We start from the raw sequence: 24,488 nt of genomic DNA, 5'->3' as shown, positions 1-24,488 counted from the left end.
CACCGGCCGGCACGCCGACGCCCTGCACGCCTACGAACAATGCCGCCAACTGTTCATCGACGAACTCGGCTGCACCCCCGGACCGGCACTGCAGGGCATCCACCACGAACTGCTCCAAGGCGCCGCCGAAGCCGACGGCAGCCTCGCCGACCTGCTCTCAGCCCTGCTGTGCCTGCACGCCCACACCAACACCGACAGCCACACCACCAAACCCGCAGGCACCCCCGCAGCCACCCCGGCAGCAGCCGCCCCCGCGGCCGCACCAACAACCAGCCACGAACCACTACGCGACGCCAGCCGCGTCCTGACCAACCTCCTCAAACAAGCCCAACTCGTCATGCAAACCCAAATACCCGGCTGAGAGACGAGGGCAAGCAACATAACTACATATTTGTCGTCAAAAGCATGTACGTGGACCTCATTCTGCGGCATACTCCCATATAGCGGCCATTTCCGTTAGGGGGCGATATGGACGGCGGCAATACAGTGGCGCGTACAAGGGTACTGGTCGTGGACGACCACTTGACCTTTGCTGAGCTTCTGACTGCCGCCCTTGACCGCGAACCGGATCTTGTCAGCATCGGTCATGCCACGAGCGCTACGGACGGCATTCGGATGTGCCGGGAGCTGAAGCCCGATCTGGTGGTTATGGATGTCCAGCTCCCGGACGGCGACGGCTTCAGCGCCACCTCCGCCATTCTCGAACACAACCCGCAGGCCCGCGTCATCGTGTTGACTGCCCACGCCACCCCTGAGGTTTTCGAACGCGCAGCCCGCGCCGGTGCGTGTGGCTTTCTGCCCAAGGACGGCTCCTTGGCCTCGATGCTCCAGACCCTCCGGCACGCCCGTCCGGGAAGCCTGGTCGTCGATCCTTCGCTGGTGGCCGGGCTGACGTCCCGCAGGCGGGAACAGGATCAGGAAGCCGAGCGCGTTCCGCAACTGACTCCCCGCGAGACTGTCGTCCTGGAGCTCATGGGTGAGGGCAAGGACGTGCGTATGATAGCCAAGCAACTCGGGCTGTCTCCCCTGACCTGCCGAGGCTATGTGAAGACCATTCTGTCCAAGCTGGGAGCCCATTCCCAGCTTGAGGCGGTCGTCATCGCCTCCCGTCTTCACTTGATCCACCGCGACTATGAGGGCTGAAAATAAGGGCAGGCCGGGGCGCCGAAAATTCCCGAGGTCGGCACAAGGTCTGTACTCCAAACTAAGCCGCATGAGCACCATTTTGGCGCCGGTGGACCCGGCGCCGCTGAACGAACGCGATGATGCGATCCGTTCGGATTTGCACCCGTTGAAGGACGAACAGGCCAACGACAGATCCATCGTCCATGAAACAATCACGATTTTCCTGATCCTCGGTCTCACGGCCATGATTCTGGTTTTCATCCCTTCACTGTTGTGGGTCCGGGCTCAAGCCCTCGATCACGCGTTGGGGAACATTGCCGCCAACACTCAACGAATGGCCAACTTCACCCTCGCCCCATTCGTCAATGAAGACTTGCTGTCTGGAGATCCGGAGGCTCAGGAACGCTTGGACGACGTAGTGAATGCCCGGATCGGTGAAGGCGATCTGATGCGGGTGAAGATCGTCACCAAGGAAGGACGCATCGTCTATTCCGATGAGAACCGGCTTATCGGAGAGCGGATGCAACTGGCAGACCGAGCCACCGCACTTTTCGATGGCGCCTCAACCACGGCCGTCATCGAGGAACCGGACGAAGGGGAAAACCGGTTCGAGTCGGATTCCGGCCAGCTCGTGGAGGTTTACACCTTGGCGACGTCGGCCGCCGGAGTTCCGCTAATCTTTGAGGCTTATTATCCAGCCGACGCGGCACTGGCTGAGCAGGGGGCGCTGTTCCTGCGGCTCGTTCCGGGCGTGCTGCTGGCGCTCGTCCTGCTCCAGGCCGCCCAGCTCCCGTTGGCTATCTGGTTGTCCCGTCGGGTCCAGGGCCATCAATTGGTACGACGGCGGCTGCTGCGGCAGTCGATCGCTGCTTCAGACCTGGAGCGGAGGCGGATCGCCAGGGATCTCCACGATGAGGTCATCCAGGATCTCGCCGGGTTGAGCTACGCACTCGAATCCGTCGAAACGCGCAGTCCCGACACAGTTCGTCCCACTATCGTCCAGGCGCGAACGATCCTGCAGGGAAATATCGGGACGCTGCGTGGCATGCTGACCGAGCTGTACCCCGCCGACTTGAACCGGATGGGGCTTCCCAAGGCGTTAAACCGGCTGGTCGATCCTTTGCGTGAACAAGGTGTGGACGTCTCCCTTGACGTGCCGGAGTCCTTCCAAGTCGACAAGACGACCGAGGTCCTGCTGTACCGGGTGGCCCGGGAAACGCTGGTGAATACGGCCAAGCATGCGGAGGCAACGTCGGTGTCGGTCGAACTGCGCGTCGCAGACCATACCGCTGAAATGCGGGTCGCCGACAATGGAGTCGGCTTCGACTCCACCCAGGAAATCCAAAACGGACATCTGGGACTGCGACTGGCGCGGGACACCGTGGCTGAAGCAGGTGGGACGGTGGAGATTACCTCCAGTACCGGGGAGGGAACATGCGTTATCACCAGCGTTCCACTGGCCTCATAACCGTCCTTGTGGTCGACGACCACGCCGTTATGAGGTGGGGGATCGTTTCCGTGCTGGAAGAAACCGGTGAATTCCGGGTGGTGGCCGAGGCCGGCGATGGTGAAGCGGCCGCCGCGGCCGCCCTTCGGTTGCGGCCCGACGTCGTCGTCATGGATGTCAACATGCCGTTGCTCGACGGAATCAGTGCGACCGAGAAAATCCTCGCGGCTTTGCCCGGGGCTAAGGTGGTGCTGATCAGCGTCGACGCCGGACAGGAGCGGTTGTCGCAGTCGGCGGCCGCAGGAGCTGTGGCCTTCCTCCCCAAGGGCAGTCCCAAAGGCGCCCTGATCGACGCCGTCCATTTGGCAGTGGGCCGCTAGCCTGCGGCCTTCAGCACATCGCGGGTCTGCCGCACGTCCAGGCGCATCTGATCGACCAGCGCCTCCGGCCCCTTGTAGGCCACCATGCCGCGGAGCCGGTCAATGAATTCGACGACCACCATTTGGCCGTACAGGTCGAAGTCGTCCGGTGCCTCTTCCGGCCGGTCGATGACGTGAGCCTCAACCTGGCGGGAGACCCCTTCGAAGGTGGGGTTCGAGCCTACGGAAATCGCAGCCGGCCACCGGCGTCCTGCGGCGTCTGTCATCCAGCCTGCATAAATGCCATCGGCGGGAATGAAGCCGGTCGCCGCAGGGGCAAGGTTCGCGGTGGGAAAACCGAGCGCGCGGCCGCGCGACGCTCCATGGACTACTTCGCCGCGGACCCGGTGCGGCCGGCCAAGGACCTGCGCCGCGGTCTGCACATCGCCGTCGTTCAACAGCTCACGGACCCAAGTTGATGAACACCGGCGGTCGACGGCGTTGCTGCCGTTCGCTACGGCGGAATCGATCTGCGGACCGGGAACATCCGACCCGAATTCGTTAATGACGGCCACGCTGAAACCATACTGCTCCCCCAGTTGCTTCATGGTTTCCAGGTCCCCGCTGTTGCCTTTGCCGAAGCGGACATCATGGCCGACGAACACTTTGGAAGCGCCGAGGGTGTCGACGAAGACTTTCCGGACGAACTCCTCCGGAGTGTTTGCTGCCAGCTCGAGGCTGTAGTGCATCACCAGGACACCATCCAGCCCCGTCGCTTCGAGCGTGTCCAGCCTGTCCTCGAGACCCATGATCTGCTCCGGCGCGCTTTCCGGCCGGTGCACTTTGGCCGGATGCGGCTCGAAAGTAACGGCCACGGCGGAACATCCGTCCTCCCTCGCCGCGGTGATCAGTTGCGAGAGAACCTGCTGGTGTCCCCGGTGCACGCCGTCGAAGTTTCCAATGGTGACCACCGAGGGACCGAAGCCGCTGGGAACCTCGGCCAGGTCTTTCCAGTAGTACACGTATCTCCTCGCGAGCGCTGCAATGCTGTGGCCCGGACCGGGCCATTAACATTATGGCTGATTGTGCCGGAGATAATTTAACCCATGTCCTGCGCGGTTCCCTGCTGGTGGGAATAAGTCCGCTTGAGCTCCGCCGTTTTGACCAGCCAGCGGTGCCAGACCACCAGCACGGGCGGGACCACAAGTTCGAGGACCATCAGCACGATCATGATGACGTGGGGAGTTCCGGAAAGGGCCCAGGAAATTACGCGGGCGATACCGCCAATAAAAACCATGGCGCAGACAAACCAGAGGACATTTGCCCATTCGAATTTCACCGCGATGGTCAGGAATGCGGCTCCGACTCCCACCAGCAGCGCGGCAAAGTACCGGTAGTTGCTTTCCAAAGTAGGTGTGGTTTCCGACGCCGGCCCGGGCAACCCCGCTGTTCCCAACAGGACCTGGAAAACGCCGAAGCCCAACAGCAGCAGCCCCACCAGCGCTACGGCGGCACGGAAAAGTTTCCAGTCGCCGCGGTTCTCATCGTCTTTCTCCGCTGCCTTCCCATCGGCTCCGGTTTTGCCCCGGGCATCCCGCTTTTCGGGCGCGTCGCGTTTTCCACCCGTGGCAGCAGCTGTGCGTATCGGTTTGGTGGCTGCGCCGTCGGCCGGCCGGGGCGACACTGAGCTTGTATTGGACTGACCGGACCCGATTTTCGTGGTCGGAGCCGTTTCCGGCACAGTGTGTTTGCCATGGGTTCCATCGGGCTTTGCGCCCTGGGCACCAGCAGCGTTCCTGACCTCGTCTCCAGCCGGCATTCCCACCTGCTCGTTGGCTGGACCGTTGGAGGAGTCCGGGCCGGGCTGGGACATGTTCAACACCTCACCTCAAGGACAGTACTGGGTGAAGCCATACTCTCACGGCCGGTCCGGGGTTGAAAGCGGTTCAGGCCCCGTCCACGGCTCGCAGGGGTTTCCGGGATCGCCGGCCGCCAGCGTCAGAATCCACGCGTCGGTGGGAACACCGCGCTGGACGAAACAGCCGCGGATCGTGGCCTCGTGCCGGAAGCCGAGCTTCCAGGCCAATTTCCGGCTGGCCCAGTTGGAGACACCGGCCCGCCAGTACAGATACTGCAGATTCAGCTGGTCGAACGCATATCCAGTCAGCAGGCGGGCCGCCCGTTCCGCGGCGCCACTGCCGCGGGATTCCGGTCCCATATTGATCCCAATCTCGGCGCTTCCGGGTTGGAAACGTTGCAGGCCGATGGTGCCCAGCAACTGATCGTCCTCCGCACGGGCAATGGCAAAGTTCTGCTGCTCGCCGTTGGCCCAGGCGGCCGGCACGTGGGTGAAAATATGGTCCCGGGCGTCCTGCTCGGTGTAGCCCTCCGGAACACTCGTCCACTGCACCGCCACAGGATCCTGGCAATTGGCGGTAAGTGCCCCCACATCCTGCTCCCCAAGCCGGCGCAGCACCACTGTGCCGTCGGACAGCTCCGGTACGACGGCGGTCACGTCCAGGTTGTCCGGATGCGGTTCTGCGCTGGGTCCGCTGATCCGCCGGGAATCGGATGCCGTCATGGTCAGGATCCAGCAGTCGGTGCGGCTATCGCCGTCGTCCGCCAGGAGCCGCACTGTTCCTTCCAGCGAAAACCCGGCCCGGTGTGCCAGCTTCCGGCTGGCCCAATTCCCCACTTTGGCATACCAGTGCACGACGGACAGATCCCGCTCGTCGAAGGCATAATCCAGTACCAGTTCGACGGCGCGCAGAGCAACCCCGGTGCCCCGGGAACCGGACGCAAGTTTGATCCCCAGTTCGGCGCCGCCGGCGTGCACCCGGTGCAGGGCCACCGTACCGAGCAGCGCATCACTGACGTCATCGGCAACTGCCCAACGCAGTGTCTTTCCGCTCTCCCAGCCCTTTTCCGCATCGCCGGCGATGAACAGCGCCGCGTCGGCGGCCGAATAATCCGGGCTGCCGTTGGACCACTGGACGGCTTCGGGGTCGCTGGACAGCGCGGCAAACGCTTGAGCATCCGCGACCCGCAGCCGCCGCAGTTTGATCACACCGTCGCGGTTCATCGGTGTTCCCGATCCGAACGGTTGTAATAGAGCCACCACAGACCGGCGATTGGCAATACCAGCGGAACGAATCCATATCCGAGGCCGAAGGCTGACCAGACCGTATCATCGGGCAGAGCGGCAGAGCTCGCCAGCGTGACCGCGCCGACCGTAAGTACACCGATCATTTCGATACTGACGGCCAGCACCGAGGTCCAGAACCACGCCGGTCCCGCTTTGGCCAGCGACACCGCAGCCAGGATATAGACGACGGCGGCGAAGGCGGAGAGGCTGTAGGCCACCGGCGCTTCGGAGAACTTCGTCGCGATCTGAAAACCAGCCCGTGCTGTGGCGGCCAACGCAAATACCGCGTAGACGGCGATGATCAGCCGTCCCGGTCCGCTGGACCGGGACGATGTCAATGTTTCTTCCTCTGTGCTGGACATGGGCTAGAAATTCCAGGCGGCAAGCGCCGCGCCTTCCAGCTGCGGTCCGTACCAGATCTGGTTCATCCTCGCGGTCATGACCAAGGCAATCAGCCCGACTGATCCGAGTACGAAATTGCTCCACCGGCTGCGCTCCATCAAGGACCAATAGACAGCCGCCAAAGGTATGACCAGCGCCGTCACGAGATAACCCCAGAATTCCCAGGCCGGCCCGGACGGTCCTCCTGCGCCGATGGCACTGAAGATTGAGCCGGCCAAATACACCAACAGGGTCAGCTCGACGGCGGCCACGGACAGTATCGTCACGTCGTTGGGCCCCAGACCTTTGATGCCAGCAGCGATGCACACCACGGTGGACAGCAGGCCGACGATCAATACCGCGTAGAAGTACCCATCCATTACTCCTGGTGTCCTCCCGTGGCCGGCGCAAAAACCAGCACCGGTTTGGCGGCGTCGTCCTTGTTTTCCAGCAACGCCGCGAGGGACCCGTCCGGTGCAAAGGCTGCCACCGTTTCCGCCCCGGCGCCCGCGGCGATCCTGCGGCCAAAGGACAACTCCGCCGCCTCGTCCGTAGTAAGTTCCCGGACCGGAAGCAGGGCCCGCGCGGCGGTAGAAATGTCCAGCACAGTCAGTTCTTCCGCCAGTTGCTCCAGCGTACGGGCCTGATCAAGCGTATACGGACCGACCCGCGTCCTGCGCAAAGCCGTTAGATGCCCGCCGACCTGCAGGATGCCGCCGAGATCCCTGGCCAGCGCCCTGATATACGTTCCGGAGGAGCACTCGACAGTAACGTCCACGTCCAGATACTCCCCCCCGTCGCCGGCGGCCGTGCCGTTGCCGGCCGGGATGCGGCGGAGCCCATGAACGGAGAATTCCGATACGGTGACCGGCCGTGCGGCGAGTTTCACCTCTTCGCCCGACCGGACCTTGGCGTAGGAACGTTTGCCGTTGACCTTAATGGCGCTGACACTGCTGGGCACCTGCTCAATGTCTCCGGTTAAGCGTTCGACGGCGGCACGCACCGCGGCTTCGTCAACCCCGGCCGCGGTGGTTTCGGATGTGACGTCGCCTTCGGCGTCGTCGGTAATGGTGCTCTGGCCCAATCGGATGGTGGCCGTGTAGGTTTTGGAGACGCCGACGATGTACGTCAGCAGCCTGGTGGCCTTGTTGATTCCGACGACGAGTACGCCGGTGGCCATCGGGTCCAGTGTCCCGGCGTGGCCAACCTTGCGGGTTCCGGCCAAGCGGCGCATTCGGGCCACCACATCATGGCTGGTCCACCCCTCCGGCTTGTCTACGATCACCAATCCCGATCCGGCCAGCCCAGAAGTCACCCACCCAGTATAGGGTGCTGACGGGCCCGCCCGTTACAGCGGCACGTTCCCCACATCTCTCCGTTCCGCCGGTGGTTCGAGCGGCCCTTGATCAAGCCTGAAAGGCGGGTAGTCGTCGCGCATCAAGGCCGTGTAGGTAATGGTGCGGTAGATCCACCGGTTGATGCCCATCAGCAGGTTGAACAGTCCGAGCCGGTAGACACCGGTGAACAGCAGGATGAGGGCGGTGATCAGGACCAGAAGGCTCAGCAGCGAAATACCGTTGGCCGATCCGGTGTTCGAACCGTCTGTCGAAGCCCACACCCCTCCGGTAAGAGCAGCGACGATAAGCAGTTGCGGCAAGGCGAGAAGCCAGGATTTCACCAACACTTTCCAATGCGAAAGCCTCGCAGGATAAGCCACGTCGAACTCCGCTGGATAATCGGTGCGCGCCAAGGTGAAGGGCGGATAGTGATCCGTGCCGAGCACTCCGTAGGCATAGAACGAAACCCGCCAGTTCCAGCGAAGGACGCCGACTGTGAATTGGAAGAGTGAAGATGGATAGCGGCCGGTAAACAAAATCACCAGGCCGGCCGCCACCGTCACGACCAGGAATGCAATCCAGAGGATGGAAAGCACTATGTAGTGCGGGATGGCCAGAAGCCATTTGAGCAGCCACATCCATCTCGACAGGGCAGGGTCCAGTTGTCCCACCAACCGCGTTGGGTAGGCAGAGGCGTCGGTCTCATCTTCCGGGGGCGTCATCGGAGACTGTGGCTGGATGCCGCGGCCTAGACCGGCGGCTCCGACGATGATAAGCGCCAGCCCGGCGGCGAGCAGGGACAGGCCCAGCAGTACCGGTCCTGAATTGGCGAGCACAGCCGGAGCGGCGGCAAACAGCAGCACTCCCACGATGAGTATGAGCATGTGTACCGGGCTCATTTTTTCGACCGGCGGTCCGGACTGCCGCGAAGACTCGTTCGGTGTTGACATTGACATGGCTTTCTTCTTTCACAGACTATAACTTGTGGCTTGATGGATGGCAGATCAGAGGACTGCCCGCGTATTTAGACAGTGATGGCGGCCTTTCCACGCACGTTCCCGGCGTCGAGGTGGCGCATAGCCTCAGGCATCCGCTCCAGCGGATACGTCCTGTCGATCCTCGGTGTCACCGTTCCCGCCTCGATGAATTCGGCAAGCCTTTGCAGGTCGCTGGAACGTACTTTGCCGGTGAACATGGTTAACCGCTGGCGTATCAACAGTGATAGAGCCAGAGCACGGAACTGGCGGTTCATTCCGCCGGATAAATTGCCGCCATTCTCACCGCCGGTGATGACCACCGTTCCGTTGGCCGTAAGGGCTTTGCGGAGCCGTGAGAGACCCGGGTTTCCTGCAATGTCCAGGATCAGATCGTAGCGGTGGCCCCCGTCGGCGAAGTCGGCGACGGTGTAGTCGATGACATGGTCGGCGCCGAGGGATCGCACGAAGTCGAGTTTTGCTGTGCTGCACACGCCGGTAACCTCGGCTCCGACGGCTTTGGCCAGCTGTACGGCATAGCTGCCTACACCGCCGGATGCACCGATGATGAGTACTTTCTGCCCCCGCTGAACGCGGCCGACATCGCACAAGCCCTGCAGAGCGGTGACCGCTGACACTGGCACTACCGCCGCCTGCTCGAACGTAAGATTGGCGGGTTTGTGGGCGAGCCTGTCCTTGCGCACGACGGCGTATTCCGCCATGGCGCCTTTTCCGAAACCGAAGACTTCATCTCCTGGGGCGAATCCGGTCACCGCCGGACCGGCTTCGGACACCGTCCCCGCGACATCAGCGCCGGGAACCCGATTCTTCGGTTTGCGGAGCCCGAATACGAGGCGCAGCAGATATGGTTTGCCCGTCATCAGATGCCACGTTCCACGGTCCAGCCCGGCGGCGTGCACCCGCACCAGGACTTCGTTGTCCGCTATTTGCGGCCGGGAGATCCGCGCCAGGTGGAGCATGTCGGCCGATCCGTAAGCGTCCTGCACGATCGCCCGCATGGCGCTGGCCGCCGTCGTCGTGGCCTGTGCGGCGGTTCGCTTTGGAGCACGTTCTTTTTGGGATGTCATGGGTTTCTTTTTCCTTGAACCGGTGCCATTCAGCAGTACGTTTTCGTACACTGTACGAATATGGTAACGTACAGTGTACGAAAGCGATAGAGTCCTCCGGGAGCAATATGCCTGAAAAATCCAGAAACAACGGCGGCCAGGACCGCACTCCCCTCAGCCGGGAGAGGGTCCTCCTCTGCGCTCTGGCAATTGCCGATCGCGAGGGAATTGGAGCGCTGACGATACGCTCGCTGGCCCGGGCCCTTGAGACCAAGCCAATGTCGCTCTACCACTACGTTGCCAATAAGGACGAAATCCTTGATGGCATCGTCGATCTCGTCTTCAGCGAAATCGACTTGCCTTCCGCCGGCGGGGATTGGCGGTCCGAGATGCACCGCCGGGCGCAGTCTGCACGTCAGGTATTGCGAGGTCATTCCTGGGCCATAGGGCTGCTTGAGTCCCGGACCACTCCTGGACCAGCAACGCTGCAACATCATGACGCAACACTGGGCACCCTGCGTGCGGCGGGGTTCTCAGTGCAGATGACGGCGCACGCTTATGCACTGCTCGACAGCTATATCTACGGCTTCGCCCTTCAGGAAGCCGCCCTGCCGTTCAAAGGCCCCGGGACCGTAGCCGAAGCCACAGAACCGACAGTCAAGCTGATTTCGGCCGGCGACTACCCTCATCTTTTGGAGATCGCCTCCGAGCACGTCCTCCAGCCTGGTTACGACTTCGGTAATGAGTTCGGGTTCGGGCTCGACCTCATCCTTGACGGCTTGGCGGCATCTATTTCAACCCTCGACCGCCCGCTTCCATCTCCAGCGGCCCTGGCCTGATTAGTGTTCCGAGGCACGAAAAGACCCGCCGGACTGCCCGAAGCGATGATGCTATGGGCAGCCCGGCGGGCCTCCTCTTCACTGGTACGGGTTACGGCCGGTCGGAACCGTCCGCCTCAGCGGTTTCCTCATCGTCCTTACGACGGTAGGGATCCGGTTCGCCCGCATACTTCTGTTCAGCGGCCAGTGAGGCCACCTCCGCGTCCCGCTCCTTGGCGCTACGCAAAAGCTCCTCGAGGTTGCTGGCGTTGACCGGAATCTCATCCGGGACGAACTCCAGCGTCGGTGTCAGCCGCACGGTAATGTTCTTGCCTACCTCGGCGCGCAGAATGCCCTTGGCCGACTCCAGCGCACGGCGCGTTTCCGCCGACTCTTCCTCATCACCGTAGACGGTGTAGTACACCGTCGCGTGCTGCAGATCGTTGGTTACTCTGGCGTCGGTCACCGTGACGAAGCCCAAGCGCGGGTCTTTCACCCGTCGCTCCAACGCCTGTGCGACCACTACTTTGATCCGGTCCGCCAGTTTCGCGGCACGTGCTGGATCAGCCATTATCTTTCTCCTGCCTGAGCGGAGGCGCTCGATGGAGCGCCTCCGCAGATTCTTGCGTTATCGATCGACGCCTTAGGCGCGCGGCTTCTCCCGCATTTCGAACGTCTCGACAGTGTCGCCTTCCTTGACGTCGTTGAACGACCCCAGGCCGATACCGCACTCGAAACCTTCGCGGACCTCGGTCGCGTCGTCCTTGAAGCGCTTGAGCGACTCGATGGTGAGGTTGTCCCCCACGACCTTGCCGTCGCGCACCAGACGTGCCTTGGTGTTCCTGCGGATGGTTCCGGAACGGACGATCGAACCGGCAATGTTGCCGAACTTCGAGGAACGGAAGACCTCGCGGACCTCCGCCGTGCCGAGACTGGCTTCCTCGTACTCGGGCTTGAGCATGCCCTTGAGCGCATTCTCAATATCGTCGATTGCCGCATAGATAACCGAGTAGAACCGCAGGTCAACGCCTTCGCGGTCTGCCAGATCGGAGACCCGCTCCGCGGGACGGACGTTGAAGCCGATGATGATGGCGTTGTCCACGGTCGCGAGGTTCACGTCATTCTGCGTGATGGCGCCGACACCGCGGTGGATGACGCGCAGCTGCACTTCATCGCCGACGTCGATCTTCAACAGGGCGTCTTCCAGAGCCTCCACCGCACCGGAAACGTCACCCTTGAGGATGAGGTTCAAGGTGTCGATCTTGCCCTCGGCCACAGCCTGGTCGAAGTCCTCCAGCGTGATGCGCTTGCGGCGCTTGGCCAGAGCCGCGTTGCGGTCCGCCGCTTCACGCTTCTCGGCGATCTGCCGTGCGGTCCGCTCGTCGGCCGTCACCAGGAAGGTGTCACCAGCCCGGGGCACGGTCGACAGTCCGAGCACCTGCACCGGACGCGACGGATCCGCCTTCTCGACGGCATCGCCGTTCTCGTCGAACATCGCACGGACACGGCCGTGGGCCTTGCCCGCCACAATGGTGTCTCCAACGTTGAGCGTTCCGGATTGGACCAGCACAGTCGCCACCGCGCCGCGGCCCTTGTCCAGGTTCGCCTCGATGGCGATACCGCGTGCATCCTTGTTCGGATTGGCGCGCATATCGAGAGCGGCATCTGCCGTCAGCAGGACCGCTTCAAGCAGTTCGTCGATGTTTTCGTTCTGCCGGGCGGACACATTGACGAACATCGTGTCGCCGCCGTAGTCCTCGGGTACCAGACCGTACTCGGCGAGCTGGCCTTTGACCTTCTCCGGGTTGGCGCCTTCCTTATCGATCTTGTTCACTGCCACAACAATCGGCACGTTGGCCGCCTGTGCGTGGTTCAGTGCCTCAACCGTTTGCGGCATCACACCGTCGTCGGCTGCAACCACCAGCACGGCAATGTCGGTGACCTTGGCACCACGGGCACGCATGGCGGTGAACGCCTCGTGGCCGGGAGTGTCGATGAAGGTGATAGCGCGGTTGTTGCCCTCATGCTCACGATGGATCTGGTAAGCACCAATGTGCTGGGTGATGCCGCCATGCTCTCCGGTCATGACATCGGAGTTGCGCACGGCGTCCAGCAGACGGGTTTTACCGTGGTCGACGTGACCCATGACGGTCACTACCGGAGGACGGGCCTGAAGCTCTTCGTCACCCTCTGCCTCAAGTTCTGCGTTGAGGTCGATATCGAAGGCATCGAGCAGTTCGCGCTCTTCGTCCTCTGGTGAAACCACCTGCAGCTTGTAGCCAAGTTCGTCACCCAGCAACGCAAACGTATCCTCGTCCAGCGACTGAGTGGCCGTAGCCATCTCACCCAGGTGGAACAGGATAGTCACCAGCGACGCGGGATTCGCATCAATCTTCTCGGCGAAATCGGTAATCGAGGAACCGCGGCGCAAGCGCACAATAGTACTGCCGTCGCCACGGGGAACCGTGACGCCGCCGACGCTCGGCGCTGACATCTGCTCGAGTTCGGCCCGCTTTGCCCGCTTCGACTTGCGCTGCTTGCCGCGGCCGGCGCCTCCCTTACCGAAGGCGCCCTGGGTTCCGCCGCGTCCGCGGCCGCCCTTGCCAAAGCCGCCGCCCGGAGGACCTCCGGGACCGCCGCCGGGTGCTCCACCACGGCGCGGGCCTGCACCCGGGCGGTCATTGCCGCGTCCGGGAGGGGCCACACGATCGGTGCGGCCGGGCATCATGTTCGGATTCGGACGGGCTCCGCCACCTGGACGCGGTGCCGCTCCGGCACCGGCCGGACGCGGTGCGCCCGGACGTGGGCCGCCGGATCCTGCTGCCGGACGGGGACCGCCTGAACGCTCGCCCGATCCTTCGCCGCGGCCGCCGCGGGGCATACCCTGCGAGGTGGCAAACGGATTGTTGCCCGGACGGGGACCGCCTGAACGCTCCGAACCGCGGCCTCCGCGGGGCATACCCTGCGAAGTGGCAAACGGATTGTTCCCGGGACGTGGTCCGCCCGAGCCGGGGCGTGGGCTGGCTGGAGTCGCTTTGGCTCCGGGCTTGGGGGCAGGACGCGCACCCGGCTTTGGTGCCGGTGTTGCATCCGCCGCTGCGGGCTTAGGCGTCCCGGCTGCAGGCGCTTCGGGTTCGGCGGCAGGCTTTTCGGGTTCAGCCGCCGGCTTTTCAGTGGCCGCTGCCGGTTTTTCAGCTTCGACCGGCTTCTCGGGCTCAGGAGCCGGGGCTGGCTTCTCCGCCTCTGCTGGAGCTGGTTTTGCTCCAGGCTTGGGAGCAGCGTTGTTTGCTCCGGGCTTGGGAGCAGCCGGCTTGCTGTCAGTCCCGGCCGGGGCGCTTTGCTTCTCCGCCGTGCCGGCCTTGTCAGTGGCCTTCGCAGCGGACTTGGAGCCGCCGCCCTTGCCATCCGTCTTGGCATCGGATGCCGGGAATGCGCCGCGGAGTTTCTTCACCACGGGCGCTTCAATAGTTGATGAGGCTGAGCGAACGAATTCGCCCATCTCCTGCAGTTTTGCTACTGCATCTTTAGAGGTAATCCCGAGCTCTTTGGCGAGCTCGTGTACGCGGACCTTGGCCACATTTCTCCTGTCTCGGCTCGCACCGAGTCAGGCACGAACCGTCTATTTCCTACTGCGACTTTGAGCACTCATGGCAAGTGCGCGGTCGTTTTTAAAGCACAACAAATGAATCATCGTTGGGCACTCATCGCTGGGTACTCATCGGGTTTCCATCTTCATTACTGACCCGCTCTCAGGTTGGACGGTTGTCGTGGGTCCTCCGGTCGTTCCGGTGGATTCCGCTGCGTTGAAATAACTCTCCACATTCCGGGTTTCAACCTGGCCTCTAAAAGCACGGTTGAACGCTCGGCGTTTCACAGCCATTACGAAGCAGGGCCGGCTGGGATGCAACCAGGCACCCCGGCCCGCCATGCGGCGGCGGGCATCGACGACGACGACGTTTGTGCCGTCGCAGTTGGTTGCCACCACCCGCAGAAGTTCGCTTTGGGCTGCTCGATCACGGCATCCGATGCAGGTCCGAAGTGGTTGACGTTTCGTCGTTACCACCAGTGGCACCTCTCGCATCGATTGCACAGTCGAATGACCCGGCCACATACATTCTAGCGCTTCCGGCCCGTTTGCCACGAACCGGAAGGGTGTGAGTCTACTCTGACGCCTGCACCTGTGCCGGGGCAGCGTCCGATACGATGTCGATGCGCCAGCCGGTGAGCTTGGCCGCAAGCCGGGCGTTCTGCCCTTCCTTGCCGATCGCCAGCGAGAGCTGGTAGTCGGGAACCACAACCTTGGCCTGCCGCAGCTGCTCGTCGACGATCGTCACCGATGCCACACGCGACGGCGATAGCGAGTTCCCGATGAACGTAGCCGGATCCTCGCTGAAATCAATGATGTCGATTTTCTCGTCGTTGAGCTCATTCATGACCGCACGGACGCGGGAGCCCATCTCTCCGATGCAGGCACCCTTGGCATTCAATCCTGGAACGGCAGCCTTGACGGCAATCTTGGAGCGATGACCGGCTTCACGGGCCAGCGCAATGATCTCCACCGATTTGTCTGCGATTTCCGGAACTTCCATCTCAAAAAGCTTACGGACCAGGCCGGGATGCGACCTGGACAGCGTGATCGAAGGACCCTTCATGCCGCGGTGGACATCGACGACATACGCCCTAAGCCGTGCACCATGCAGGTAGTTCTCGCCGGGGACCTGCTCGGGCGGCGGCAGGACGGCCTCGACGGCACCAAGATTAACCTGGACCATGTGCGGGTTGTGCCCCTGCTGGATGAGACCGGAAACCAGCTCGCCTTCCTTGCCGCGGAATTCGCCAAGGATGTTGTCGTCCTCGGCGTCCCGCAGCCGCTGCAGAATGATCTGGCGCGCGGTGCTGGCCGCGATCCGCCCGAAGCCGGCCGGGGTGTCGTCGTACTCGCCGACCACCGTCCCGTCGTCGTCGAGCTCTGCCACCCAGATAGTGACGTGGCCGCTCTTGCGGTTCAGCTCCGCCCTCGCCTTATCGTGCGCGCCGGAGGTCTTGTGGTACGCGACCAGCAGTGCCTGCTCGATGGTGGGGATCAATAGATCCAAAGGGATTTCGCGCTCGCGTTCAAGCAGCCGCAATGCGCTCATATCGATATCCATCTCAGGCCTCCTCAGCTGAAAAAGTATGGTTGCCGGCTGTTCCACCGTCAAGGTCCTCATCGACCCGGGAGAATTCAATCTCCACCGCGCCCTTGCGCACCTGCTCAAAGGCAAAGTGGGTGGGTTCACCCTTTTTGGGTTTCATGCCCTTTTTGACCTGCACCTGTGGACGGACCGTGACGCCGTCGTCGTCGACGTCGAGAAGACGCCCGGTGACCTCACCGCCGTCGACCATGGCCATGTTCACCAGCCTGCCCCGGGCACGCCGCCAGTGACGTGGCTCCGTCAGTGGACGGGCCGCCCCCGGCGAGGAAACTTCCAGCTGGTACGGCCGTTCGGTGTCATGGGGATCCTCGTCGAGGAGGCGGGAAAGTTCAGAAGAAACATCGGAAATAGTGTCGAGGCTGACACCGCCGGTCCGGTCCTCATGAAGATCGACGACGACGGAAACCGTGCGTTCCGTGCCTGCGGACTTCACCTGGACGTCCTCCAGATAGAGATCGTGAGCCGAAACGGTAGGTTCCAGCAGTTCACGCAGCCGGTGTGATTCTGCGCGGGTCTGCTCCGCGTCCCCCGGATTGTGATTAGGCCGGACCATTACTGCCTCCCACTCGATGATGTTGTAGCTACTAGCGTAACGACAATTCTCCACAGGCGATGCATTGGACTGCGACTTAGCAATGCATACACCAAGCGGGCGAACGTGAGATCATCGTCTGTTGTGAAGCCCACCGGGAAGAAGTCCGCCGCCACCAAGGCGAAGACTGCCGTCCTGCTTTCCGTTGTTGCCCTGCTCGTGCTCAGCCTGGGCACTGTTGTAGCAGACCGGACGCGGCCTGAACCGGACCCACCGAGCGTCACCGACATGGCACGGAGTATGGCGCGCGCCGAGGCAAAGTCACTGCAGTCACGCGCGCGCGAACTTGCCGGAATTGCCGCGCCAGGCGGGATGAAACGTGCGCTCGCCAACACCGCCGATCTGCTGTCCCGCCATGCTGCGCAGTTGGCTGCGCCGGCTCCGGCATCTCCTCAGTCCGAATCATCCCAGTTGCCTTCACCGGTCATTTCCGCGGCTGCTTCAGGCACAGCGGAAAGTACGTCGGCTCCGACAGTTTCCGGCCTCGTGTCCGCCCTGGCGGCCAACGCGAAGACTCTTCGGCTGGATGCCCGCGATGTGAAGGCCGGAATGGCCAGTCTGTTGGCCACCGTGTCGGCACAACAATTCGTGCTGGCCACCTCCCTGGCCGCCAAGGCGGGGCTGCCCGCTCCCGGCCTTCCTCCCGTACCGCAAAGCACCGATCGTGCCGATTTGATCGACTGTCAGTCATCCGGGGCATCCGATGCGAAGCCGGCAGCGGCTTTGCAGGCGACCTACACCGGATTGCAGCGCACCGTCTACGCCTACGAAGTTGCCACACCGCAGTTCGATGACCCCCTGTTCTCCCTCTCCCGCGAGCGGCGGCAACAACATAGGCGCGCCCTGGAGCAAGGAGAGCCAATGCTGGAAGCCCTGTGTGCACAGGTTCCGGTGGCCGAACCTGCCTATGCCCTCCCGGATGAATTCAGGGACGACCCCGCGGGTGGCCTTGCGCTGGTGGAAGAAGATCTCGCAGCGATGTACGCCGATCTCGTAGGGCTCAGCCAAGGAGACGTACGCACCTGGTCGATAAGCATGCTCACCCGCGCCTCATTGGCGGCCTGGCAGTGGGAGAACCGCGCATGATCCCCGGCTTCGAACTCCCCGCGGCCCTGGAGCGCAATGTGCGTTCCGAACCCGCCGGCCGCACCTGGCTGGCCCAGTTGCCGCAGCAGTACGAGCTCTACATGCGCCGCTGGGAGCTGACTCTGGACCTTCCCGACGGAAAGGAACCGTGGACGGGACACACCGGCGTCGTCATCCCGGTGCGGCGGCACGACGGCACGCGGGCTGTACTCAAACTCACGCTGCCGCATGAAGAGGCTCTGGCCGAGGCCGATGCGTTGGAGCTTTGGGACGGTGCCGGAGCCGTCCGGCTGCTGGAAGCGGACAAACCGGAGCTGGTGCTTCTCATGGAGCGGCTCGACGGCGATCGTTCGTTGGCGGACGCGCCGATGGCAGAGGCGTTGGCTGTCTGGGGAGGACTGGTCCGGCGCCTCGCCGTCCCGGTCCCTGCAGCCACCCGTAATGCGTTCCCGCTGCTGGCTGCCCAGGCGGAGCAGTGGACGGACGAGTTCCCGCAGCGGTGGGAACAACTCGGCCGACCGTTCGAACGCTGGCTTCTGGAAGCTGCCCTGGAAGTGTGCCAGGTGCACGGCGCTGTCGGCCGGCGCAGGAACGATGACGTGCTGGTGCACAGCGACCTCCACTACTTCAATATCCTCGCCTCGCTGGAGGAACCGCACTGGTATCTGGCGATCGATCCCAAACCGGTCATTGGCGACGCCGAATTCGCTGTCGCTCCAATGTTGTGGAACCGCCTGCGTGAACTGCCGGAGAAGAATCCGGAAATAGCACTGCTGGACCGGCAGGCCCGGCTGTGCGCCGCCGCTGGCCTGGACAACGAACTCGCACGGCAGTGGACCCTGGTGCGGGAGGTCCAAAACGCGATCTGGTCGTACGAGGACGGCATGGGCGCGGAAGCAGCACGGTCGCTATGGGTGGCGTCCGCCATGGCGGGCAGGACCTACCCCGGTCTTCCCGACGTCGATGAGCTGCCGGAACCTTAGCTCTGCGGAACCCCGGCTTCGGCGGCGCCTCAACTCTGCGGAACCCCGGCCCGGCGCGCCCTCAGGCTAACCGGCGAAGTTTTCCACCCACACGTCGTAGCCAAGTTTGACGATCAGTACCGATACCACGGCGAGGAATACCACCCGGATAAATTTGCTCCCCTTGGTGATGGCCATCCGTGCCCCCAGATAGCCGCCGGCCATATTGGCGACGCCCAGCAAAAGTCCCAGTCCCCACAACAGGTACCCGTTCGGCGCAAAGAACAGCAGCGCACCGACGTTGGTGGCCATATTGACGATTTTGGCCTTTGCACTGGCAGCGAGGAAGTTGTATCCGAGCAAGGTCACCATGGCGATCACGAGGAATGAACCCGTCCCGGGACCGAGCAGACCGTCGTAGAAACCGATGACCAGCCCGATCGCGACGGCGACTCCGTAATGCCGGTGCCCGCTGTGGCGCAGCTTCGTCAGCGTTCCAACGGTCGGCCGGAAAGCCGTGAAGAGCGCGACGGCAATCAGGGCGGCCACGATCATCGGCTTGAACACCGACGCCGGCAGCAGCGCCGCGAAGACGGCACCGCCATAGCTTCCCGCCAGCGCTATCCCTGCCATCGGCAATGCTGTCCGCAAATCCGGTCTGGCCCTGCGGAAATAGGTGATCGCGCTGGTGGTCGTGCCGAAGATGGAGCCCATCTTGTTCGTCGCGAGTGCCTGTACCGGACCGATCCCCGGCACCAACAGCAGCGCGGGCAACTGGATCAAACCGCCACCACCGACGACGGCGTCAATCCAACCGGCCGCGAAACCAGCGAGGACGATCAGGACTATCGTTGCAAGCTGAAGCTCCTCAAGTCCCGGACCCACCTCAAACTATCCGCGGACAAGTTCGATGAGATGAGCCACGGCTTCTCCTACCGGAACCTTGTTCGCCTCTCCGGTGACGCGGTCCTTCACCTCGACAACGCCGTCGGCCAGTCCCCTGCCCACCACCACAAGGGTGGGAACGCCGATCAGTTCAGCGTCGCCGAACTTCACCCCGGGTGAAACCTTCTGGCGGTCGTCATACATGACCTCGATACCGGCCGCGTCCAGCTCCTCTGAAAGTTTTCCGGCGGCTTCAAACACCTCGGCGTCCTTGCCCGCCGCCACGATGTGGACATCGGCCGGCGCCACCTGGCGCGGCCACGTCAGACCCTTGTCATCGTGATTTGCCTCGGCGAGGGCTGCGACGGCGCGGGTCACGCCGACGCCGTATGAGCCCATGGTGACCACGACGAGTTTGCCGTTCTTATCCAGCACCTTCAGGTCCAGGGCATCGGAGAACTTGCGTCCGAGCTGGAAGATATGGCCCAGTTCGATTCCGCGTGCCGATTCGAGTTTCCCCGAGCCGTCGGGCGCCTCATCGCCTGCGCATACCTCGGCTGCTTCGATGGTTCCCTCCCAGCTGAAGTCCCGGCCGGCAACGAGTCCGAAGACATGCATGCCGGACGTGTTCGCCCCGGTGATCCAGGTGGTGCCGCTGACGACACGCGGGTCCACCAGGTACAGCAGTCCCGTGGATCCTTCGGTGCCAAGTACCGGGGAGTCGGTGCTCAGCCCGGGTCCCACATAGCCCTTGACGAGCTGGGGGTTGCGCGCAATATCGGCGTCGTTGGCGGTCTCCATGATGACCTCGCCACCGGTTTGCAGGTGCGGCCCGATGTTCGCTTCGATCCGCTTGAGGTCGACATCGCGGTCGCCGGGAAGCCCGACGACGAGGATCTGCCGCTCTCCGCTGGGAAGGACGGCAGCCAGGACCACGTTTTTCAATGTGTCCGCCGCCGTCCAGTCGCCGTCTTCCCGCGGGAACTTGGCATTGGCCGTGGCCACCAGCGTATCGATCGTCGGCGTGTCCGGGGTGTGCTCAACCCGCGCTTCCGGAGCGTTCGAGAAGTCGATCCCGTCGGGAATGATGGTGGTGACTGCCTCGACGTTGGCGGCGTAACCGCCGGGCGAGCGCACATACGTGTCCTCGCCGATCGGTGTCGGGTGCAGGAATTCCTCACTCCGTGACCCGCCCATCGCTCCGGAGGTGGCGGATACAGCGACGACATCCAGGCCCAGGCGCTCGAAAATCCGGACATAGGCGCGCCGGTGGGCCTCGTAGCTGACGTCGAGGCCGTCGTCGTCGATGTCGAAGGAATAGGAGTCCTTCATGATGAACTCGCGTCCCCGGATCAGACCCGCACGCGGCCGTGCCTCGTCGCGGTACTTGGTCTGGATCTGGAACAGGCTCAATGGAAGGTCCTTGTATGAGTTGTACAAGTCCTTCACCAGCAAAGTGAACATTTCCTCGTGCGTGGGAGCGAGGAGGTAGTCCGATCCCTTGCGGTCCTGGAGCGTAAAAATGTTGTCGCCGTATTCGGTCCACCGGTTCGTGGTCTCGTACGGTTCGCGCGGCAGCAGTGCCGGGAAGTGGACTTCCTGGGAGCCGATGGCGGTCATCTCCTCGCGGATGACGGCCTCGACTTTGGCCAGCACCCTAAGGCCCAGGGGCAGCCACGAATAGATTCCCGGAGCGGCCCGGCGGATATAGCCGGCGCGAACCAGAAGTTTATGGCTGGCCACTTCGGCGGCATGGGGGTCTTGGCGCAGAGTGCGCAAGAACAGCGAGGAAAGGCGAAGGACCACCGGTGGTCTCCGTTCTGTGAAGCAACTGAAGGTAAAACAACTCGACTACTAATCTAACCGCTCATGCGCACGCCCGTTACCACTTGAACCTTGACGGGAGAAACTCTGCGGCTTAGCTTTAATTCATCAACTGGTGAATTATTCGCAAGGAAGTTCCCATGGCACATCTTCAAGCGGATCCGGCCGCTGCCGTCGTCGTCAATGAATTGCAGATCCGGCGGGGTAGAACAACGGTTCTGGAGGGCCTGGATTTCACTATTGGCGGTGGAGCAATTACCGGCCTCCTCGGGCCGTCTGGAAGCGGAAAAACCACGCTGATGCGCGCCATCATGGGTGTTCAGCATATTTCCGCCGGAAGCATCCACGTGCTCGGCCATCCAGCCGGAAGCGCCGCCCTGCGCAGCAAGACAGGGTACGTCAGCCAATCTCCGAGCGTCTATCCGGACATCACGGTCGAAGATAACGTGCAGTATTTTGGCGCCCTGCACTCGATGCCCCGTTCCCGGACGGATGAGGCGATCGACGCCGTCGGGCTGCGGACGTTCGCCAAGCGCAAAACCGCCGACCTCTCCGGCGGCCAGTTCAGCCGCGTTTCACTGGCCTGCGCCCTGGTATCCCGCCCTGAAGTATTGATCCTCGACGAACCAACTGTCGGGCTCGACCCGGTGCTCCGGGTCGAACTGTGGGAGCAGTTTGCGGCGATGGCTGCGGCTGGAACCACCCTCATCATTTCCAGTCACGTCATGGAGGAGGCCTCGCACTGCGATGCGTTACTGTTGCTGCGCGAAGGACGCCTGCTGGCACAGCTCACCCCCGGCAAGTTGCGCGAACTCGGCGGAACTGACGATCTGGAACTTGCCTTCCTGCGGCTCATCCGTTCATTGCCGAAGGAGACAGCGGCATGAACGTATCGATGATGCTTGCCACCGCCGCCCGCGTGCTGAAGCAGCTGCGGCATGATCCGCGGAGCATCGGCCTCATCCTGGTGGTGCCGGCCCTGCTGTTGGCAGTGGTGTACTACCTGTTCGAGAATGAAACCCTGCCGCCCGGTGTACCGCGCACCTTCGACCGGGTCGGCCTGATGATGCTGGCGATTTTCCCCTTTGTGGTGATGTTCCTGGTCACCTCCATCACCATGCTCCGCGAGCGCACTTCGGGCACTCTGGAGCGGATTCTGACGACGCCGATCCACAAGGTCGATCTGCTCTTCGGCTACGGGCTGGCGTTCTCGATCATGGCTGCGCTGCAGGCCGGTGTTGCGACGGCGTTCGCGTACTTCGTGTTCGGCCTTGAGATCGATGGCAGTCCCGGTCTGGTGATTCTGGTTGCCGTCATCAACGCCGTGCTGGCGGTGGCGCTTGGGCTGCTTTGTTCCGCCTTTGCCAGCACAGAATTCCAGGCCGTCCAGTTCATGCCGGTCGTCGTCGTTCCGCAGATCCTGCTATGCGGGTTGTTCGTCGCCCGGGACGAGATGGCGGACTGGCTCGAGGCCATCTCCAACGCGCTGCCACTGACCTACTCGGTTGATGCCCTGCAGGAAATAGCAACCAACACCGATGCCACCGGCGCTCTGTGGACCGATCTGACGATCATCGCGGGCTGCGTCGTGGTGGTCCTGGTGCTGGCTTCGCTGACCCTGAGGCGGCAGAGCCGGTGAGCAGGTCCCGGCGCGGACGCCGCGGCGGAGGCGGCGACACCCGCGGACAGATCCTTGCCGCCGCGCAGAAGCTTTTCGCCGAACAAGGGTACGAGGGAACCAGTCTGCGCAGTATTGCCCGCGAAGCGGAGGTGGATCCCGCGCTCGTGCATCACTACTTCGATGGCAAAGAGGCTTTGCTGGCGGCGAGTGTGGAACTGCCGGCAAATCCCAACGAGGTGCTCGCCGGGGTCGCAGCCTTGCCTGCTGCTGAACGCGGCGCCGCCCTGCTGCGGACGCTGCTGGCGCTATGGGACTCGCCCCTGCAGCCTGCGCTGCTGACTCTGGTCCGCAGTATCATCGGGTCCCCGCCTCAATCCGCGCTGATGCGTGAGGTCCTGCGGAGACGGATCCTGAACGTCATCATGGCCGGGCTGGAATACGACAAAGACGAAACGCAGCTGCGCGGTGAGCTGCTGGTCAGCCAGGTTTTTGGCCTGATGGTCAGCCGGTATGTTCTCAAGCTCGAACCACTGGCCTCGCTCAGCAGCGAAGAGGTGGTGCGGCTGGTCTCCCCCACCGTCCAGCATTATCTGACCGGCGATTTGGGGAACTGGCAGGCGACGGACCCTGGACGCTAGAGCAGAATCGTTGCGAAAGTCCCGACGCGTTCAAACCCCACCTTGCGGTAACTGGCCATTGCGGGTGCGTTGTAGTCGTTGACATAAAGGCTCGTTACCGGGGCGTGCTCGCGGGCCAGCAGAACGACGGCGGCAAGGTAGGCCGCGCTGAGTCCACGGCCGCGGTAGGCAGGATTCATCCAGACGCCTTGAATCTGCGTCACTTGGGACGAAACCGATCCCAGCTCCGCTTTGAAGACAACCTCGCCGCCGCCGTCGAAATCGACCATTGAGTGGCGGCGGTTGATGAATGAGGCGATGCGCTGTTTGTAGAACTGGTCGCCGCCTACGAGCGGTGAATAGCCCACTTCCTCTTCGAACATGGACACGCAGGCAGGCAACAGGGCGTCGAAGTCCTCCATAATGCTGAACCGGAGGCCCGGATGCGGTTCGATGGCTGGACCTGTCCGCAGCTCCATCAGCGGCTGGTTTGGACGCACATCGAATGGCGACGGCGCACTTGTCTGCAATTCCGACCACAGCTCCATCACTGCCTCGGAGGGACCGAAAATCGACGAAAACGACTTCCCGGTGGCCACCAGGTACCGTCCGAATTCCTGCGCCGCCACCAGTGTCGTTTCGACAGGTACGATATTGGCTCCGGCCCAGCACGCGCTGGCGAGGGAACCGCCGTCGTCGTAGCCAAGGATTTGACCGCCGGCAGGTGTGGGCGCCGCGGTTTTGGTGTTCTCCAGATGGGAGGCGACGAAAATGTTGGCAACCGGATTCCGGTTGACCAATGTCCATAGTTCCGCCGTATCGGAGTCGCCGAGAACCCGCACAGACCCGTGGGCCGGCTTGTACCGGTGCAAGCCGGGATCACGCCGGTGTGCCCTCGTTCCGGAGGCCAGCCACGGTGCCACTTTGGACAGAATCCTCGCCACCAGCCACCTCAATATGTCCTACGCCAATATCTACCCACGAGTCTGTCAGGAAAACGGCCTGCGCCATAGTCCCTGAAGAGTGTTTGCCAGCCGACGCCGACGACGTTTG

The 24,488-nt window shown here is 62.9% G+C and carries 26 protein-coding genes; 10 read left to right on the top strand and 16 right to left on the bottom strand.

Annotated features, from left to right (window positions below; genetic code table 11):
* The 4 genes from ACX80B_RS18120 to ACX80B_RS18105 form a co-directional block, all read left to right on the top strand.
* Positions 1-361: AfsR/SARP family transcriptional regulator (locus ACX80B_RS18120; protein WP_459298762.1), on the top strand; the 361-nt coding region annotated here is incomplete at its 5' end.
* A gap of 107 nt (positions 362-468) precedes the next feature.
* Complete coding sequence (locus ACX80B_RS18115) at positions 469-1,143, top strand: response regulator transcription factor (protein ID WP_459298761.1); 675 nt, start codon at positions 469-471, stop codon at positions 1,141-1,143.
* Positions 1,144-1,213: 70 nt separating this feature from the next.
* The gene (locus tag ACX80B_RS18110; protein WP_459298759.1) at positions 1,214-2,593 is read left to right on the top strand and encodes a sensor histidine kinase; all 1,380 of its coding nucleotides are present in this window, start codon (positions 1,214-1,216) and stop codon (positions 2,591-2,593) included.
* Positions 2,560-2,952 carry a response regulator gene (locus tag ACX80B_RS18105; protein WP_459298757.1) on the top strand — a complete coding sequence of 131 codons (393 nt, stop codon included), beginning with the start codon at positions 2,560-2,562 and terminating at the stop codon, positions 2,950-2,952. The genes ACX80B_RS18110 and ACX80B_RS18105 overlap by 34 nt, the downstream gene beginning before the upstream one ends.
* Here the strand turns inward: ACX80B_RS18105 and ACX80B_RS18100 are convergent.
* From ACX80B_RS18100 to ACX80B_RS18065, 8 genes are all read right to left on the bottom strand, one after another.
* The gene (locus ACX80B_RS18100) at positions 2,949-3,953 is read right to left on the bottom strand and encodes a bifunctional riboflavin kinase/FAD synthetase (protein WP_459298755.1); all 1,005 of its coding nucleotides are present in this window, start codon (positions 3,951-3,953) and stop codon (positions 2,949-2,951) included. The two genes, ACX80B_RS18105 and ACX80B_RS18100, sit on opposite strands and share 4 nt — an antisense overlap.
* Positions 3,954-4,030: 77 nt before the next feature.
* Positions 4,031-4,804: a DUF4345 domain-containing protein gene (locus ACX80B_RS18095; protein WP_459298753.1), complete on the bottom strand. Its 774-nt coding sequence runs from the start codon at positions 4,802-4,804 to the stop codon at positions 4,031-4,033.
* A gap of 45 nt (positions 4,805-4,849) precedes the next feature.
* Positions 4,850-6,013: a GNAT family N-acetyltransferase gene (locus tag ACX80B_RS18090; protein ID WP_459298752.1), complete on the bottom strand. Its 1,164-nt coding sequence runs from the start codon at positions 6,011-6,013 to the stop codon at positions 4,850-4,852.
* The gene (locus ACX80B_RS18085; protein ID WP_459298751.1) at positions 6,010-6,438 is read right to left on the bottom strand and encodes a hypothetical protein; all 429 of its coding nucleotides are present in this window, start codon (positions 6,436-6,438) and stop codon (positions 6,010-6,012) included. Before ACX80B_RS18085 ends, ACX80B_RS18090 begins: the two co-directional genes overlap by 4 nt.
* A gap of 3 nt (positions 6,439-6,441) precedes the next feature.
* Entirely contained in the window at positions 6,442-6,837 is a 396-nt protein-coding gene (locus tag ACX80B_RS18080) for a hypothetical protein (protein WP_459298750.1), read from the bottom strand.
* Positions 6,837-7,772 (bottom strand): tRNA pseudouridine(55) synthase TruB, encoded by a 936-nt coding sequence (gene truB, locus ACX80B_RS18075; RefSeq protein ID WP_459298749.1) that lies wholly within the window; start codon positions 7,770-7,772, stop codon positions 6,837-6,839. The genes ACX80B_RS18080 and truB overlap by 1 nt, the downstream gene beginning before the upstream one ends.
* Positions 7,773-7,805: 33 nt before the next feature.
* Positions 7,806-8,750, bottom strand: a complete 945-nt coding sequence (locus tag ACX80B_RS18070; protein ID WP_459298748.1) for a DUF4389 domain-containing protein — start codon at positions 8,748-8,750, stop codon at positions 7,806-7,808.
* A 68-nt stretch (positions 8,751-8,818) separates the two neighbouring features.
* The gene (locus tag ACX80B_RS18065) at positions 8,819-9,856 is read right to left on the bottom strand and encodes an NAD(P)-dependent alcohol dehydrogenase (protein WP_459298747.1); all 1,038 of its coding nucleotides are present in this window, start codon (positions 9,854-9,856) and stop codon (positions 8,819-8,821) included.
* Between the two features lie 107 nt (positions 9,857-9,963).
* Here ACX80B_RS18065 and ACX80B_RS18060 point away from each other — a divergent pair, with 107 nt between their 5' ends.
* Entirely contained in the window at positions 9,964-10,674 is a 711-nt protein-coding gene (locus ACX80B_RS18060) for a TetR/AcrR family transcriptional regulator (protein ID WP_459298746.1), read from the top strand.
* Between the two features lie 91 nt (positions 10,675-10,765).
* Here ACX80B_RS18060 and rbfA read toward each other — a convergent pair whose 3' ends face one another.
* The 5 genes from rbfA to rimP form a co-directional block, all read right to left on the bottom strand.
* Positions 10,766-11,224: a 30S ribosome-binding factor RbfA gene (rbfA, locus tag ACX80B_RS18055; RefSeq protein ID WP_459298744.1), complete on the bottom strand. Its 459-nt coding sequence runs from the start codon at positions 11,222-11,224 to the stop codon at positions 10,766-10,768.
* A gap of 72 nt (positions 11,225-11,296) precedes the next feature.
* The gene (gene infB / locus ACX80B_RS18050) at positions 11,297-14,230 is read right to left on the bottom strand and encodes a translation initiation factor IF-2 (RefSeq protein WP_459298742.1); all 2,934 of its coding nucleotides are present in this window, start codon (positions 14,228-14,230) and stop codon (positions 11,297-11,299) included.
* A 138-nt stretch (positions 14,231-14,368) separates the two neighbouring features.
* Complete coding sequence (locus ACX80B_RS18045; protein ID WP_459298740.1) at positions 14,369-14,734, bottom strand: YlxR family protein; 366 nt, start codon at positions 14,732-14,734, stop codon at positions 14,369-14,371.
* 79 nt (positions 14,735-14,813) lie between these two features.
* Positions 14,814-15,803 (bottom strand): transcription termination factor NusA, encoded by a 990-nt coding sequence (gene nusA, locus ACX80B_RS18040; RefSeq protein WP_459298739.1) that lies wholly within the window; start codon positions 15,801-15,803, stop codon positions 14,814-14,816.
* Position 15,804: 1 nt separating this feature from the next.
* Positions 15,805-16,401 (bottom strand): ribosome maturation factor RimP, encoded by a 597-nt coding sequence (gene rimP / locus ACX80B_RS18035; RefSeq protein ID WP_459298737.1) that lies wholly within the window; start codon positions 16,399-16,401, stop codon positions 15,805-15,807.
* A 105-nt stretch (positions 16,402-16,506) separates the two neighbouring features.
* Here rimP and ACX80B_RS18030 point away from each other — a divergent pair, with 105 nt between their 5' ends.
* Both ACX80B_RS18030 and ACX80B_RS18025 read left to right on the top strand, forming a co-directional pair.
* Positions 16,507-17,526 carry a DUF4439 domain-containing protein gene (locus ACX80B_RS18030; protein WP_459298736.1) on the top strand — a complete coding sequence of 340 codons (1,020 nt, stop codon included), beginning with the start codon at positions 16,507-16,509 and terminating at the stop codon, positions 17,524-17,526.
* Positions 17,523-18,509, top strand: coding sequence for an aminoglycoside phosphotransferase family protein (locus ACX80B_RS18025; RefSeq protein WP_459298734.1), 987 nt, complete (start codon positions 17,523-17,525; stop codon positions 18,507-18,509). Before ACX80B_RS18030 ends, ACX80B_RS18025 begins: the two co-directional genes overlap by 4 nt.
* Before the next feature lie 66 nt (positions 18,510-18,575).
* On the opposite strand, the gene ACX80B_RS18020 is transcribed toward ACX80B_RS18025, so the two are convergent.
* Both ACX80B_RS18020 and ACX80B_RS18015 read right to left on the bottom strand, forming a co-directional pair.
* The gene (locus tag ACX80B_RS18020) at positions 18,576-19,373 is read right to left on the bottom strand and encodes a sulfite exporter TauE/SafE family protein (RefSeq protein ID WP_459298733.1); all 798 of its coding nucleotides are present in this window, start codon (positions 19,371-19,373) and stop codon (positions 18,576-18,578) included.
* A gap of 6 nt (positions 19,374-19,379) precedes the next feature.
* Positions 19,380-21,179: a proline--tRNA ligase gene (locus ACX80B_RS18015; protein ID WP_459298731.1), complete on the bottom strand. Its 1,800-nt coding sequence runs from the start codon at positions 21,177-21,179 to the stop codon at positions 19,380-19,382.
* A gap of 158 nt (positions 21,180-21,337) precedes the next feature.
* Here ACX80B_RS18015 and ACX80B_RS18010 point away from each other — a divergent pair, with 158 nt between their 5' ends.
* The 3 genes from ACX80B_RS18010 to ACX80B_RS18000 are packed head-to-tail and all read left to right on the top strand — an operon-like array spanning position 21,338 to position 23,456.
* The gene (locus tag ACX80B_RS18010) at positions 21,338-22,084 is read left to right on the top strand and encodes an ABC transporter ATP-binding protein (RefSeq protein WP_459298729.1); all 747 of its coding nucleotides are present in this window, start codon (positions 21,338-21,340) and stop codon (positions 22,082-22,084) included.
* Positions 22,081-22,836, top strand: coding sequence for an ABC transporter permease (locus ACX80B_RS18005; protein ID WP_459298727.1), 756 nt, complete (start codon positions 22,081-22,083; stop codon positions 22,834-22,836). Before ACX80B_RS18010 ends, ACX80B_RS18005 begins: the two co-directional genes overlap by 4 nt.
* A complete protein-coding gene (locus ACX80B_RS18000; protein ID WP_459298725.1) occupies positions 22,833-23,456 on the top strand; it encodes a TetR/AcrR family transcriptional regulator in 624 nt (207 codons plus the stop codon). The genes ACX80B_RS18005 and ACX80B_RS18000 overlap by 4 nt, the downstream gene beginning before the upstream one ends.
* On the opposite strand, the gene ACX80B_RS17995 is transcribed toward ACX80B_RS18000, so the two are convergent.
* Positions 23,453-24,379: a GNAT family N-acetyltransferase gene (locus ACX80B_RS17995; RefSeq protein ID WP_459298723.1), complete on the bottom strand. Its 927-nt coding sequence runs from the start codon at positions 24,377-24,379 to the stop codon at positions 23,453-23,455. The genes ACX80B_RS18000 and ACX80B_RS17995 overlap by 4 nt on opposite strands.
* Between the last annotated feature and the right edge of the window lie 109 nt (positions 24,380-24,488).

It is taken from the genome of Arthrobacter monumenti, assembly GCF_054511255.1.
This window is presented reverse-complemented; position numbering and strand designations above follow the sequence as displayed.

What these genes read in the sequence shown, in the direction of transcription:
- ACX80B_RS18095 (WP_459298753.1), bottom strand. Translation starts at nt 4,804, where the DNA reads ATGTCCCAGCCCGGCCCGGACTCCTCCAACGGTCCAGCCAACGAGCAG.
- ACX80B_RS18065 (WP_459298747.1), bottom strand. Translation starts at nt 9,856, where the DNA reads ATGACATCCCAAAAAGAACGTGCTCCAAAGCGAACCGCCGCACAGGCC.
- ACX80B_RS18060 (WP_459298746.1), top strand. Translation starts at nt 9,964, where the DNA reads ATGCCTGAAAAATCCAGAAACAACGGCGGCCAGGACCGCACTCCCCTC.
- ACX80B_RS18085 (WP_459298751.1), bottom strand. Translation starts at nt 6,438, where the DNA reads ATGTCCAGCACAGAGGAAGAAACATTGACATCGTCCCGGTCCAGCGGA.
- ACX80B_RS18105 (WP_459298757.1), top strand. Translation starts at nt 2,560, where the DNA reads ATGCGTTATCACCAGCGTTCCACTGGCCTCATAACCGTCCTTGTGGTC.
- nusA (WP_459298739.1), bottom strand. Translation starts at nt 15,803, where the DNA reads ATGGATATCGATATGAGCGCATTGCGGCTGCTTGAACGCGAGCGCGAA.
- ACX80B_RS18090 (WP_459298752.1), bottom strand. Translation starts at nt 6,013, where the DNA reads ATGAACCGCGACGGTGTGATCAAACTGCGGCGGCTGCGGGTCGCGGAT.
- rbfA (WP_459298744.1), bottom strand. Translation starts at nt 11,224, where the DNA reads ATGGCTGATCCAGCACGTGCCGCGAAACTGGCGGACCGGATCAAAGTA.
- ACX80B_RS18115 (WP_459298761.1), top strand. Translation starts at nt 469, where the DNA reads ATGGACGGCGGCAATACAGTGGCGCGTACAAGGGTACTGGTCGTGGAC.
- ACX80B_RS18025 (WP_459298734.1), top strand. Translation starts at nt 17,523, where the DNA reads ATGATCCCCGGCTTCGAACTCCCCGCGGCCCTGGAGCGCAATGTGCGT.
- ACX80B_RS18005 (WP_459298727.1), top strand. Translation starts at nt 22,081, where the DNA reads ATGAACGTATCGATGATGCTTGCCACCGCCGCCCGCGTGCTGAAGCAG.
- ACX80B_RS18045 (WP_459298740.1), bottom strand. Translation starts at nt 14,734, where the DNA reads ATGCGAGAGGTGCCACTGGTGGTAACGACGAAACGTCAACCACTTCGG.
- ACX80B_RS18110 (WP_459298759.1), top strand. Translation starts at nt 1,214, where the DNA reads ATGAGCACCATTTTGGCGCCGGTGGACCCGGCGCCGCTGAACGAACGC.
- ACX80B_RS18010 (WP_459298729.1), top strand. Translation starts at nt 21,338, where the DNA reads ATGGCACATCTTCAAGCGGATCCGGCCGCTGCCGTCGTCGTCAATGAA.
- ACX80B_RS18080 (WP_459298750.1), bottom strand. Translation starts at nt 6,837, where the DNA reads ATGGATGGGTACTTCTACGCGGTATTGATCGTCGGCCTGCTGTCCACC.
- ACX80B_RS18070 (WP_459298748.1), bottom strand. Translation starts at nt 8,750, where the DNA reads ATGTCAATGTCAACACCGAACGAGTCTTCGCGGCAGTCCGGACCGCCG.
- rimP (WP_459298737.1), bottom strand. Translation starts at nt 16,401, where the DNA reads ATGGTCCGGCCTAATCACAATCCGGGGGACGCGGAGCAGACCCGCGCA.